A 13,536-nucleotide genomic window follows, 5' to 3' on the forward strand; every position below is an offset into this window, starting at 1 on the left:
TCGGATCTCTCCGAAAAAATTTCTCGGCAATTTACATTCCTATCAGGAGACATCGCTTGAAGACGATCAAAGGCTTGCGTTGGTGGATCATCGTGCTTGTTTGTCTGGGCACCATCACCAACTATCTGGCTCGCAATTCCCTGGGCGTGCTTGCGCCCACGCTCAAGGAAGAACTGGGGATGAGCACCCAGCAATACTCTTACGTCGTGGCAGCCTTCCAGGTCGGTTATACGATCATGCAGCCGGTTTGCGGCTTCGTGGTGGACCTGATCGGGCTGCGTATCGGTTTTGCCCTGTTCGGCGTGCTGTGGTCGATTGCCGGCGTGCTGCACGCCGGGGCCACCGGCTGGCTCTCACTGGCCGGACTGCGCGCGCTCATGGGCTTGACCGAGGCAGCCGCCATTCCCTCGGGGATGAAGGCGGTGGCCGAGTGGTTCCCCGACAAGGAAAAATCGGTCGCCGTGGGCTGGTTCAACTCGGGCACCTCGCTGGGGGCGATGCTGGCACCGCCGCTGGTGATCTTCCTGCAACTGCGCTATGGCTGGCAGTCGGCCTTCGTGGTGACCGGCGTGCTCGGCTTTGCCTGGGCCGCACTGTGGTTCGCCTTCTACCGCTCCCCGCGCGACCATGCAGCCCTGTCCGAGACGGAACGCAACACCATCGTCGGCGGCCAGCAGCGCCCGGTCGGTGCGGTCCGCGGCAAGCGCCCGGTCAAGGATGTGGTGACTTCGCGGCGCTTCTGGGCCATCGCCCTGGCGCGCTTCTTTGCTGAACCGGCCTGGCAGACCTTCAGTTTCTGGATTCCCCTGTACTTCGTCAACGAGCGCCACCTGGACCTGAAGTCCATCGCCATGTTCGCCTGGCTGCCCTTCCTGGCGGCCGACCTGGGCGGACTGGCTGGCGGCTACCTGTCGCCCTTGCTGATGAACCGCTTCAAGGTGCCGCTGATCTGGTCGCGGGTCTCTGGCGTGGTGCTGGGCGCGGTCATGATGATCGGCCCCGCCTGCGTCGGCCTGGTAGCCTCGCCCTATACCGCCATCGCGCTGTTCTGCGTGGGCGGCTTCGCGCACCAGATGATTTCCGGACTGGTCAATACCTTGTCGGCGGACGTGTTCGATCCCGAGGAAGTCGGCACGGCCAGCGGCTTTGCCGGCATGTCTGCCTGGATCGGCGGCCTCGGCTTCTCGCTGCTGGTGGGTGCGCTGGCCGATACGGTGGGCTATGGTCCGTTGTTCGGCATGCTGGGGGCCTTCGACCTGATCGGCGCGGTGCTGCTCATCATCCTCATCCGTGGTCAATCCAACGACGAGCGCGCCGCCCGCACGCCGCCTCGCACTGTCTAACCGCAAGGGTTTCATCATGTCCATGCTCATCCCCCCGCGCTTCGCGCTGCAGTCCCGTAACGGCAACCATCTGCGCCTGAGCGCCGACACGGGCGAAGCGATCGAACTGTTCGTCCTCGAAGAGGATATCCTCCGCGTCCTGGTACTGCCGCAGGGACAGCTGCGTGGCCCAGCCTCCTGGGCCATTGCCCCCGGTGCCGAAGACACGCCGCCACACGGCCGCGACCGGCGTGACCTGAGCGGCTTCAGCCTGCCCGACTTCGTCTTGCGCAACGAAGCTGGCCGGCTGCAGGTCGAGACGGCATTGATCCGGCTGACGGTAACGCTGGAGGGGGGCTTCTGCCAATGGGAAATGCAGCGCCAGGGCCAATGGCAGCCGGTACTGGCGGACCGTCCCACGCAAGCCTACAACTTCGGTTACTGGGACCAGCAGGTCTATCACTACCTCAAGCGCCAGCCCGATGAGCTGTACTTCGGCCTGGGCGAGCGCGCCGGTGACATGAACCGCGCCGGGCAGTCCTACGAGATGCGCAACATCGACGCCATGGGCTACAGCGCCCGGCACACCGACCCGCTCTACAAGCACATCCCCTTCTACATCACCTGGAATGCGCAGGCGGCCAGCGGCTTCGGGCTGTTCTACGACACCCTTTCCGACTGCCGCTTCGACATGGGGCGGGAGCTGGACAACTACCACGGCCTGTATCGCTACTTCGTTGCCCCCCATGGCGATCTCGATTACTACTTCATCGCCTCGCCCGAGACGCCGCTGGCGGCTACCCGCCGCTTCACCTGGCTGACCGGCCGCCCCGCCTGGATGCCCAAATGGGGGCTGGGCTATTCCGGTTCCACCATGAGCTATACCGATGCGCCCGATGCCCAGGCGCAGATGGGGCAATTCATCGACCAGTGCCGCGAGCACGACATCCTGTGCGATTCCTTCCACCTGTCCTCGGGCTATACCTCGATTGGTCCCAAGCGTTACGTATTCCACTGGAACAACGACAAATTCCCCGATGCCAAGGGCTTCGTGCAGAGCTACCTGGACGCCGGCGTGCACCTGTGCGCCAACATCAAACCCTGTCTGCTGCGCGACCATCCGCAGTTCGAGCAGGCGCGCGAGGCCGGACTGCTGATCAACGACAGCCAGGGCCAGCCGGCCTGGGTGCAGTTCTGGGATGAGGTCGGGGCCTACCTCGACTTCACCAACCCGGACACCCAGCAATGGTGGAAAGCCAACGTCAAGTCCGCCCTGCTGGACTACGGCATCAGCGCGACCTGGAACGACAACAACGAATTCGAGGTCTGGACGCCCGATGCCCTGGCCCATGGCTTCGGGGCCCGCTATCCGGTGCAGCAGGCCAAGGTGCTGCAGACCATGCTGATGATGCGCACCTCGCAGCAGGCGCAGCTGGAAGCCGCGCCACGGCAGCGGCCCTTCCTGGTGTCGCGCTCGGGCGGCGCCGGCATGCAGCGCTACGTGCAGACCTGGTCGGGCGACAACTACACTTCCTGGGAAACCCTGCGCTACAACATCAAGATGGGATTGGGCCTGGCGCTGTCGGGCGTGTCCAATATCGGCCACGACATCGGCGGCTTCGCCGGTCCCGCGCCGGAGCCGGAACTGCTGGTGCGCTGGGTGGCCTTCGGCGTGTTCATGCCGCGTTTCTCCATCCATTCCTGGAACGACGACAAGACCGTCAACGAACCGTGGATGTATCCCGAGGCCACCGCCCAGATCGCCGCGCTCATCAAGCTGCGCTACCGCTTCATTCCCTACCTGTATGAACTGTTGTGGCAGTCCACCCAGGCGTACCAGCCGGTGCTGCGCCCGACCTTCGCGCAGTTCCCGCAGGATCGCCGCTGCTATGAAGAATCCGACGACATGCTGCTGGGCACCGACCTGCTGGTGGCGCCCGTGGTCGAGGCCGGGCAAACCGAGCGCGAGGTTTATCTGCCGGCCGGTACCGACTGGGTCTCGTACTGGAGCGGCGAACGCTTCGCGGGGGGCCAGCGCATCCGCCTGCCGGCCCCCTGGGATCAGCCGGTGATGCTCATCCGCAGGGGTGGGGTGATTGCCATGAACGTGGCCGAGCAGCACTTCGGCCAAGCCGCCGATGCGCGCGCCTTCCTGGTCGTTCCCGTGGCCGGCGAAGGCGAAGCCAGCGGCGGCTGCGTCGAGGACGACGGCCACAGCCAGGCCTGGCGCGAAGGCCAGCAGGGACGCTGGCAGGTGCGCGCGCGCAGCGATGCACACAGCATCACGCTGCAGGTGACGCAGGAAGGCCAGATGCCGGTGACCCGCCACACGGTGGAAATCTGGCTACCGGCGGACGACGGCCGCAGCGTCCTTACGCCGCACGCCCGCATCGTCAGCGAGACCAGTCGTCACGGCTGGCGCTGCCTGCAACTGGAAATGAAGTCTTAAGCAGGCCGACCCGCAACCACAAGCACAACACCCACGCCAACAACAGGAGACATGAATGAAAACGCGCAAAACCCCTGATTCCTCCGCCAAGCGATCCTTGCAACCCCTGTACCTGTGCGCCGCCCTGCTGGGCGCAGCTACCTCCATGCCGGCCGCGGCGCAATCGGCGGTGACGCTGTATGGCACGGTCGACCTGGGCCTGGCCTACAGCAGCAACCAGGGCGGTGCCTCCAACACCTACATGAACTCCGGCGCGCTCAACGCCAGCAAGCTGGGAGTGATGGGGAGCGAAGACCTGGGCGGCGGCACCAGCGCGCTGTTCCGCCTGGAAAATGGCTTCAATGCCGATACCGGTGCCATGTCCAGCAGCGGGGTGCTGTTCAACCGCCAGTCCTATGTCGGCCTGGCCAGCCGGGACTGGGGCCAGATCACGGTCGGCCGCCAGTACACGCCCTACTTCCAGTACGTGGGCGGGCTGGGCCCGACCGGTGTGCTGACCGGTGCCACCGGCGCGCATCCGGGCGATATCGATGCGCTCGATACCACGCTGCGCATGAACAATTCGGTGCTCTACACGCTGCCCACGCTGGGCGGCCTGCAGGCTGGCATCCAGTACGGCATGGGCGAACAGGCCGGGAGCGCCGCCAGCGGCAGCAGTGTCAGTGCCGCGCTGCGCTACGACTACCAGGCCTTCTCCTGGAGCGCGGGCTATACCCGTCTCAAGAACCTGGCCAACGGCAACACCGCCGGCAGCTTCGGCAACGTGGGCAGCTTCGCCAACAACTCCCCCATCAACGCCGGCTATGCCTCGGCCGACAGCACCCAGCTGCTGGCTACGGCAGCACGCTACACCTGGGGCGACCTGATGCTGGGCCTGAACTATTCCAACGTGCAGTACAAACCCGGTGCCCTGTCGGCCTTCGCGCAGACGGCCAGCTTCAACACCGTGGGCCTGATCAGCAGCTACAACGTCAACGCCGCGCTGACCCTGGCCGCTGGCTACAGCTACACGGCCGAGAAGGCACGTAACGGGATTTCGTCACCGGCCAAGTACAACCAGCTCTCGCTGGAGGAGGTCTATGCCCTCTCCAAGCGCACCGCGCTGTATGCGATCCAGGCCTACCAGCGCGCCAGCGGCCAGACCCTGCGCGCTGGCAGCGCGGGCAGCAGCATCGTCGATGCGGTGGCCGCCGTGGGTGACTCGCAGAACGGTACGCCTTCCAGCGGCCAGGGCCAATTCGTCGCGATGCTGGGGCTCCGGCATTCGTTCTGATCTGCGGGCTGCGGGGCATGGGTTACCATGGCCGATTATTTGAACTACACCCCCTGCCATGACCACTGCCCTGCTCATCATCGACGTCCAGCAAGCCCTGTGTACCGGCCCTGAAGCCGTCGCCAACGGCGAGACCACGATTGCCAGCATCAACCTGCTCTCGGCCCATGCACGTGCGGCAGGCGTGCCGGTGATCTTCGTGCAGCACGAAGACAGCGGCAGCTTGCAGCACGACAGTACCGGATGGCAACTTGCGGACGGGCTGCATCATCAGGCCGAGGATCTTTACCTGCGCAAGCGCGGATCGGACGCCTTCCACCAGACGGCACTGGAATCGCTGCTGCGTGAACGCGGCGTGACCCGCCTGGTGATCTGCGGCATGCAGACCGAGTTCTGCGTGGAATCCACCGTGCGACGCGCACTGGCGCTGGGCTTTCCGGTAACGCTGGCGGCAGGGGCGCACACCACCGCACCGAACGGCGTGTTGCCGGTGGATCAGGTGGTGGCCCATCATCAGGCCACGCTGGCCAATCTGGGGGCGTATGGCGTGCGCACCACCATCACGGCGGCCGGCGATATCGCTTTCTGAGGCCGGCCCTCAGAAGCGCTGCGGACTGAAGGGCGCCAGATCGATTTCCGGCACCTCCCCCGCCAGCAACTGCGCAGCGATGCGCCCAGTGCGTGCCGAGCAACCCAGGCCGATGTGGCCGTGGCCATAAGCATGGATGATGTCGGCACTGGCGCTGGCCGGGCCGATGCAGGGCATGCCGTCGGGCGTGCTGGGGCGGCGGCCCAGCCAGTATTTCACGTCCTCCGCCGGCAGCGTGCGCGGCAGGCCGGGGAAGAGTTTCAGGGCGATGTCGCGCATGATCTCGCCGCGCCGCCAGTCCGGTGCCGCCTCGAAGGAGGCAAACTCCACCTGGCCGGCAATGCGCAAGCCGGTTTCCATCTGGGTCGCAATGACCTTGAATTCAGACACCATCATCGGCGTGCGCGCGCGCGCCTCCTGGTCGTGCCCGCCAATGACGGCGTGATAGCCGCGCTCGCTCTCCAGCTGCACCTGATCGCCAGCGGCAGCCGCCAGCGCCTTTGAGCGTGCACCGGCGCAGATGACGGCGGCATCGCAGGCGATCTCGCCCTGCTCGGTCAGCACGGCCTTCAAACGTCCCTGCTCCACGCGGAAACCCGTGGCCCGGCCCTCGACACGGCTTGCACCGCGTGCCAGGGCATGCGCCTGCAAGGCCTGCAGATAAGCCGCAGGATTGCGGCAATGACCGGCCTCGTCGACCTGTACTGCAAAGCCGAAGGCCGGATCCAGATCCGGTTCGCGTTCCCGCAAGGCCGCACCCTCCACTTCCTGCCATTCGATGCCCAGCTCGCGGCGCACACCCCAGCCGAACGCGTCATTGTCGAAATGCCGGCGCGAACGATAGACGTGCAGCACCCCCGAGGTATCGATCAGGTGCGCCACACCGGCGCGCTGCGCCACCTCCAGATGCAGGCGGCGGGCATCGGCCACCAGCGTGCGCAAGGCGCGTGCGGTGGTGCGGATGCGATCACGGCGCGCGCTGGCAAGGTTGCGCAGCAGCCAGGGCGTCAGGCGCGGCAGGTAGCGCCAGCGGATCGACAGGGGACCGAGCGGATCCATCAGATAGCCGGGGACTTTCTTCCACATCCCCGGCTCCACCGGCGGGATCACCGAATGCGAGGACAGCCAGCCGGCATTGCCATAGCTGGACGCCTCCTCGCTGCCCGCCGCGTTGAAATCCAGCAGGGTCACCTGCAAGCCCAGGTCCAGTGCGTGGATGGCAGTCATGAGACCGACGGCACCGGTGCCGATGATCACGGCATGGCGGGGAAAGGCGATGGCGGAGGAAGTGGACATGGCGGGATGTGCGATGCAAAGCAGCATGATACGAGAACTGGCGTCATCCTGTGGCACGCCCTGGCGATTGACTGCGAGGCCCCCCACGCCCTAAGATCCCCACGCACGTGCCGCCCTACCCAACATTTCCATCACGAGGAGACAGAGCATGATCGACCACACCGGTGTCATCGTCAGTGATTTCGAGAAGAGCCGAGCGTTCTACCAGGCCGCGCTGGCCGCCATCGGCTACACGCTGGTGATGGAAGTCCCCGCCGCGGTCACCGGCCATACCGACGTGGCCGGCTTTGGCGAACAGGGCAAGCCGGATTTCTGGATCAGCCGCGGCACCCCAAACACACCGTCCGTGCACGTGGCCTTCCGCGCCGAGACCCGTGCGCCGGTGGATGCCTTCTACGCGGCGGCCCTGGCCGCAGGCGGCCGCGACAATGGTGCGCCGGGCATTCGCGCGCATTACCATCCGCATTACTACGGAGCCTTCATCCTCGATCCGGATGGGCACAACATCGAGGTGGTCTGCCACTGTCCGGCCTGAGCGGATTGCGCACGGCACCCCTGCTGTCGCGCTTGACTTCAGCGCGCCGGCAGCGGAGGCTGCGCCTGTTCCTGCACGTCAAATCCGCCCGTTCGGGCGCACCTGAGAGGAGAGGATCGATGAGCCAGCCGCATACCGTCAAACTTTACCGCGTCCTGCGCGCCAAGCCGGAACGTATCTATCGCGCCTTCCTCGATCCGGATGCAATGGTGAAGTGGCTGCCTCCCCACGGCTTCACCGGGAAGGTCCACCACATGGATGCGCGCGTGGGCGGCTCCCACAAGATGTCATTCACAAACTTCAGCACCGGGCATGCGCATGCCTTTGGTGGCACGTATGTCGAACTGGTCCCCAATGAAAAGATCGTCTATACCGACCAGTTCGACGATCCCGCCCTGCCGGGCGAGATGAAGGTCACCATCAGCATCGCACCCTGCCTGGTCGGCAGCGAGCTCACCATCGTGCAGCAGGGCGTCCCTCCTTCCATTCCGCTGGAATTTTGCTATGCGGGCTGGCAGGAATCATTGCAACTGCTGGCGCAACTGGTCGATCCCGAGATTGCCGACGGCACTTGATGCGCCTGGTACCCGTGGTGCCATGCTGAGGCGCTCAGTCGGCCTGATTGTAGGTCACCGTGCGCGGCAGATAAGGCTGGCCATTGATGCGCCGCTGCTGATGGAAATTGCCGCTGCCGAACTGTTCGCTGAGGATGTCGTGGCGCGCGTCGTAGTAGCGTGACTGCACGCCCAGGAGTCCCATGATGGTGTGCTCCAGCTGGTCGGTCTGGTAGGGCCGGTATTCGAGCTGCGCCTTGTCCTCCGGGCTCTTGCCGGTGAAGGAGCGGGTCCATGCCAGCATCGGGATTTCATAGCCGGTGGCGTCGCTCACCGACTGGCCGGCGTGATTGCGCGTGTGGCCCACTTCCTGCGCATGGTCGGAACTGAAGAGCAGGCTGGCATGGTCCTGCCGTGCCGTGTTCATGGTGAGCTTCAGCATGCTGCCGACCACGTAGTCGTTGTAGGCCATGGCGTTGTCGTACTCATTGCGCAGCTGGCGTATCCACGCTGAACGGTCGGCGTCTTCCAGCTTTTCGGTCACGCCATCGCGTACGGTATCGAAGCGTGCGTACTGGCTGGGGTAGCGCATGTCATAGGTAGGATGCGCGCCCAGCAGGTGCACCACGATCAGCTTCTTCGGGGACGGGTCGTGCAAGGCAGTGTCCAGCGCCGGCAGCAGGTTGCCGTCGAAATTGTTTTCGCCGCGCCCGGCCCCCTTGTTGATGAACACCTGCTCGTCGGCCCGGCGCGAGACCAGGCCCAGCCAGCCATCATTGGGCGGCTGGTTGGACAGCCAGTGAATCCGGAATCCTGCCTCGCGCGCCAGCATCAGCACGTCCGGCTTGCGGTTCCAGGCCTGCGGATCGTTGAGGTCGGCCGGCGTGAGCATCTTCATCAGCGAGGCCATCGTGGCGGGTTCCGACGAGACCACGTCGCGGAACACGATGAGCTCCTTGCGCATCGCTTCCAGCGTCGGCGAGGTATGGCGCTCATAGCCATACAGCGACATGTTGGCGCGATTGAGACTCTCGCCGATGATCCACACCACGGTGTTGCGCTCCGGTCCTGCATAACGCACCTGCCAGTCGGAGCGATGCGCCATGTTGCGCGCCACATCCGCTTCCATGCTGGCGGCCTGGGCCAGTTGCTCGCGATAGTCGAGATAACGGATGGGCCAGAACAGCAGCGGATTTTCCTTGGCCATGGTGGGATTGAAATGCAGGGCCACGAACACCGCCAGCAAGCAGCCGACGGCAGCCCGCCCGCGCCAGCGCCAGGGTGCGGCGGGCTGTCCCTGCTCGCGCCGGCGCAGCCAGCGCTCGCCCAGCCACAGTCCGGTCCACGCCAGCAACAGCAGGCCCAGCGCCTCGGCCAGGTCGCGGCCATTGTGACGGAAGAACTCGCTGCTCTCGGCCGGGTTGGTATTGAAGATGGCTTGCAGCACCAGGATGGGATTGGGGCGCAGGCCGAAGTAGTCGCGCAGGAAACCCTTGATGGCGGCATCCAGGAAGAATACGCCGATGATCACCAGCGCCGCGCGCGAGAACCAGTGTGGCCGTTCGCGCCACCACGGCAGTACCAGGAACAGGCCGGCGATGCCCGGCAAGGCGGTGGCCATGAGCACGCTGCTCTTGGCCAGTTCGTTGGCGCTGATGCGATCCAGTGCCCAGAAGAAAACCAGGCCGATGAGGCCCAAACCAAGTCGCTTGACCAGTTTTTCCAATGCTGTCTTTCCGCCGCCCCGCCCGGCAAAATTTTGTTCTGAAGAAATATTGTCCGGGGCGCCGCTTCCCTGGCGGCTTGTCTCCGGCGGCGCGGACGCTTTGTCCGGCCTGCGCGATAGGACAAGCTCGGCGATAATTTGTTTCCGCGCGGCGGGCCAAGTATGGCACCGCGCAGGAAAATGACCAACAATACCGACTCCCCGGGCCCCTGCTTCTGAAAGGAACACCATGCGACTCTTCTCTCACGCCATCCTGGCCGCCCTCATCGGCCTGTCGGCCAGCCTTGCAGTCTCCGCCCCGGCGGCAGCCCAGGGCGTCTATGACGAATGGTCGACGGTGAAGGCACCGGCCGCACCGGCGCTGTCGCACGTGGTCATCGACCCGGCCACCACCGCCGTGCTGGTGCTCGACATCGCGCGCCAGACCTGCCATCCGGACAGCCGACCGCGCTGCGTGGCAATGTTGCCGCGCGTGGCCAGGCTGCTGGCCATGGCACGCGAGAAAAAGGTCCCTGTGATCCATACCCTGGGCGGCAACAGCACGCCGGCCGACATCTGGCCCGAAGCGGCCATGCAGGGCGGTGAGCCGCTGTTCAAGTCGGGCCCGGACAAGTTCATCAATACCGAGCTGGAAAAGTTGCTGCGCGAGAAAGGCATCAAGACCGTCATCTGCATCGGTGCGGCGGCCCACGGCGCGGTGCTGCATACGGCGGCCAGCGCAGCCTTCCGTGGTTTTGACGTGGTGGTGCCGGTGGACCTGATGGCCTCCGACACGGCCTATGCCGAGCAATACACGGCATGGCACCTGGTCAATGCGCCGCGCCTCGGCGAACGTGTCAAGCTGACGCAGCTGAGCTGGATCGAGTGAGGCGGAGGTGACATCATCGGCTGCGCAACAAGTGCAGCGAATGCATCAATGCGGGGATCTGATGCAGGCCATGCATCAATCCCCGGAGGGATTATCTGCTTTCCTGTGCGCGTGGCACAGGCTCAGGCGAACTGGAACAGTTGCGCCGCCGTCTCGCCGGTGATGCAACGGCGATCGGTCTCGTCACTCACCAGACTTTCAAAACGCCGCCAGCTGTCGGCATAGCTGGTCATGCTCTCATGCTGGGTGTGCGGCCAGTCGCTGCCCCACAGCAGGCGATCCGGTCCGAAGTGCTGGCGCAGCAGCGGCCAGGCCTGGCCAGCGAAACGGGCACCGCCCTCGCTGCCGCCATTGCGATACTGCGCCGACAATTTGACCCACACCTGGCGCGAAGGACCGGTGGAGAGCAGGTAGCGGAAACCCGGGTCATCCACGCCCAGTGCCGCGTCGACCCGCCCGAAGTGATCGACCACGACCTTCAATCCCAGTGCCAGCAAGGGTTCCAGCACCCGTGGCAAATCTGCGGCCTCACGATGAATCTCTACCTGCCAGCCCAGTGCCGCAATGCGCGTGAGCGTGTCGCGCCACGCGCCGCTGAAATCCGGCAGCGGCGCGCCGCCCACCAGGTTGAAGCGCACACCGACCACGCCGCCCTGCTGCAAGGCCTGCAAAGCCGTGTCGTCGATATCGGCATCAACCATGACGATGCCGCGCAGGCGCTGCGGAGCGCGAGCGATGGCCTGCAACAGGTAGCTGTTGTCGCAGCCCAGGAAGCTGGGCTGCACCAGCACGCCATGACTCATGCCATGCGCATCCAGCCGCGCCAGGTACTCCTCGACGGTCACGTCGTAAGCCGGCGTGTAACGGCGCACGTCGGCCATCGGCAGGCCGCGCGCAAAGACGTGCGCGTGGGTATCGATGCGCAGTGCGGGCGCGGTCACGGTGGCGGTCTTGCTCATGCGCCGGTTTCCATCTGGCGTCCCTTGGTCTCGGGCAGCATCAGCACGGCGATCACCACCAGCGAATAGGCGATGGCGGCATCGATGCCGATGGCCTGGCCCAGCGGCATGGAGTCGCTCATGTGCCCGACCAGTACCGGGAAGCCGGCCGAGGCCACGCGTCCGAAGTTGTAGCAGAAGCCCACGCCGGTGCCGCGAATGCCGCTCGGATACAGCTCATTGAAGAGCGCGCCGAGACTGGCCGGGATGCCGGCAGCGAAGAAGCCCAGCGGGAAGCCGCAGATCAGCATCTGGGTATCGGTCAGCGGCAGGAAGATGTAGCACAGCACGGTCGCCACGCAGCACAGTGCGAACGACGCCACGGTACGGCGGCGGCCGATGCGGTCCAGCAATTGCGCACTGGCGATGCAGCCACACCAGAAGGCGATGATGATGACGGCCAGATAACCGCCGGTAGACAGTACCGACAGGTGCTTCTCGGTTTTCAGATAAGTCGGCAGCCAGGTCATCAGCGCATAGTAGCCACCGTGTGCGCCCACGCCGAGCAGACTGCCGATGAGGGTCAGGCGCAGCACGTCGGGACGGAAGATGCCCAGCAGCGTACTGGCCGCAGGCTTGCTGGTGGCAGCCTTGCGGCCGGCCAGGAAGGCATCGGTCTCGGACACCGAACGGCGCACGTAGACCACCAGCAACGCGGGCAGCAGGCCGATGACGAACATCACGCGCCAGGCCATTTCCTGCGGCAGCATCGTGAACAGCACCGAGAACAGCAGCACCGCACCGCCCCAGCCCACGGCCCAGGCGCTCTGCACGGTGCCCATGGCGCGGCCGCGATGTTCGGCGCGGATGGTCTCGGCCATCAGCACCGCACCGGCCGCCCATTCACCGCCGAAACCGAAGCCCTGCAGGGCTTTGAGCACCAGCAGCTGCGGATAGCTTTGGGCGAAGGCGCTCAGGAAAGTGAAGAAGGAAAACCAGATGATGGTGATCTGCAGGGTCTTGACGCGCCCGTAGCGGTCCGACAGGGCGCCGGCGAACCAGCCGCCGATGGCCGAGGCCACCAGCGTGGCACCGCTGATCATGCCGGCGTCCGCTTTGGAGAGCGAGAAGGCCGCGATCAGCGCGGGGATGGCCAGGCTGAACATCTGCACGTCCAGCGCATCCAGTGCCCACCCGCTGAAGCAGGCCCAGAAAGTCTTGCGTTCCTTGGCAGTGACCTGCCGATACCATGAAAACATTGTCTCTTCCTCTATGCCGAAGGCGCGCTACCTCGGGCTTCCCCGTCCGGCCGCCAGGGCGGTGCCGGAACGTGATGCAAGCACGATGGTGGCGCGTAGCTGATTGATATATTTAGTGGACTACTCATATAGTCATCTATATGAGTTAACGGAAGATAACACAGCCGGGGTGACTCAACAATCCTCCTGAAATTTGTGGTATTCCTCAGAGTTAAGAGAAAATTTCATCAAAATTTGGCACTAATTAAGAGGAATTGTGACTGAGTGTCGAAAGTCACCCAATCCTACTCATCAAAACGAGCGGGCGAACGGTCGGATAACCGTGGCCCTAGCGGAGTTATTCGGCACTGGTATATCTGCAATCGCAGCTCGGTCAGGGATATCTCTCACCAGCCGGAGATATCACGCAATACGACCCGTCGTTACATCGGATCCGTAACGATCCAGCACTCCCAGTTCCCTGGTATTCTTCAAGTGCTCTATTCGACGCAAAAGCAAGTGCCTCTCGCGGCCTCGCTCACCCACAATTGATTTCGTCAATTTAAGGGCTCATCATTAATTCGAGACGATTGAACTTCGACGTAATCTCTTCGAGTAATCAATGCATATCCGCTCATCATGCGATACATGATGCCCACGCTAATCTATATGTTTTAAATGGGGGCGGGAGACGTGGCGGTATACTCCGACTATCGTCCTGCATTGTTGAATTGCATTGAAATCTGAC

General features: G+C 64.4%; 11 protein-coding genes. 7 read left to right on the forward strand and 4 right to left on the reverse strand.

Going from position 1 to position 13,536, the window contains the following annotated elements; genetic code table 11:
* Nucleotides 1–56 precede the first annotated feature (56 nt).
* The 4 genes from B3873_RS19095 to B3873_RS19110 are packed head-to-tail and all read left to right on the forward strand — an operon-like array spanning nt 57 to nt 5,633.
* Nucleotides 57–1,343, forward strand: a complete 1,287-nt coding sequence (locus tag B3873_RS19095) for an MFS transporter (RefSeq protein WP_209534012.1) — start codon at nt 57–59, stop codon at nt 1,341–1,343.
* A gap of 16 nt (nt 1,344–1,359) precedes the next feature.
* Nucleotides 1,360–3,771 carry a glycoside hydrolase family 31 protein gene (locus B3873_RS19100; protein WP_286868236.1) on the forward strand — a complete coding sequence of 804 codons (2,412 nt, stop codon included), beginning with the start codon at nt 1,360–1,362 and terminating at the stop codon, nt 3,769–3,771.
* 55 nt (nt 3,772–3,826) lie between these two features.
* On the forward strand, nt 3,827–5,044 hold the full coding sequence (locus B3873_RS19105) for a porin (protein ID WP_276840679.1): 1,218 nt from the start codon (nt 3,827–3,829) through the stop codon (nt 5,042–5,044).
* A gap of 58 nt (nt 5,045–5,102) precedes the next feature.
* The gene (locus B3873_RS19110) at nt 5,103–5,633 is read left to right on the forward strand and encodes a cysteine hydrolase family protein (RefSeq protein ID WP_286868239.1); all 531 of its coding nucleotides are present in this window, start codon (nt 5,103–5,105) and stop codon (nt 5,631–5,633) included.
* Between the two features lie 9 nt (nt 5,634–5,642).
* Here the strand turns inward: B3873_RS19110 and B3873_RS19115 are convergent, their stop codons facing one another.
* Nucleotides 5,643–6,929, reverse strand: a complete 1,287-nt coding sequence (locus tag B3873_RS19115) for an NAD(P)/FAD-dependent oxidoreductase (protein ID WP_286868242.1) — start codon at nt 6,927–6,929, stop codon at nt 5,643–5,645.
* Nucleotides 6,930–7,077: 148 nt separating this feature from the next.
* On the opposite strand from B3873_RS19115, the gene B3873_RS19120 reads away from it, so the two are divergent.
* Together B3873_RS19120 and B3873_RS19125 are read left to right on the forward strand one after the other, a co-directional pair.
* Nucleotides 7,078–7,464: a VOC family protein gene (locus B3873_RS19120; protein WP_286868245.1), complete on the forward strand. Its 387-nt coding sequence runs from the start codon at nt 7,078–7,080 to the stop codon at nt 7,462–7,464.
* A gap of 119 nt (nt 7,465–7,583) precedes the next feature.
* Nucleotides 7,584–8,039, forward strand: a complete 456-nt coding sequence (locus B3873_RS19125; protein WP_286868248.1) for an SRPBCC family protein — start codon at nt 7,584–7,586, stop codon at nt 8,037–8,039.
* A 34-nt stretch (nt 8,040–8,073) separates the two neighbouring features.
* Here the strand turns inward: B3873_RS19125 and B3873_RS19130 are convergent, their stop codons facing one another.
* Nucleotides 8,074–9,744, reverse strand: coding sequence for a phosphoethanolamine transferase (locus B3873_RS19130; RefSeq protein ID WP_286868250.1), 1,671 nt, complete (start codon nt 9,742–9,744; stop codon nt 8,074–8,076).
* A gap of 229 nt (nt 9,745–9,973) precedes the next feature.
* Here B3873_RS19130 and B3873_RS19135 point away from each other — a divergent pair, with 229 nt between their 5' ends.
* Nucleotides 9,974–10,612 carry a cysteine hydrolase family protein gene (locus tag B3873_RS19135; protein WP_209569505.1) on the forward strand — a complete coding sequence of 213 codons (639 nt, stop codon included), beginning with the start codon at nt 9,974–9,976 and terminating at the stop codon, nt 10,610–10,612.
* Nucleotides 10,613–10,734: 122 nt separating this feature from the next.
* On the opposite strand, the gene B3873_RS19140 is transcribed toward B3873_RS19135, so the two are convergent.
* The gene (locus B3873_RS19140; protein ID WP_286868255.1) at nt 10,735–11,571 is read right to left on the reverse strand and encodes an amidohydrolase family protein; all 837 of its coding nucleotides are present in this window, start codon (nt 11,569–11,571) and stop codon (nt 10,735–10,737) included.
* Nucleotides 11,568–12,809 carry an MFS transporter gene (locus B3873_RS19145; RefSeq protein ID WP_034331744.1) on the reverse strand — a complete coding sequence of 414 codons (1,242 nt, stop codon included), beginning with the start codon at nt 12,807–12,809 and terminating at the stop codon, nt 11,568–11,570. Before B3873_RS19145 ends, B3873_RS19140 begins: the two co-directional genes overlap by 4 nt.
* Nucleotides 12,810–13,536 lie beyond the last annotated feature (727 nt).

The sequence above is a fragment of the Herbaspirillum sp. UBA812 genome, assembly GCF_002296545.1.
GTDB lineage: Bacteria > Pseudomonadota > Gammaproteobacteria > Burkholderiales > Burkholderiaceae_D > Herbaspirillum > Herbaspirillum huttiense.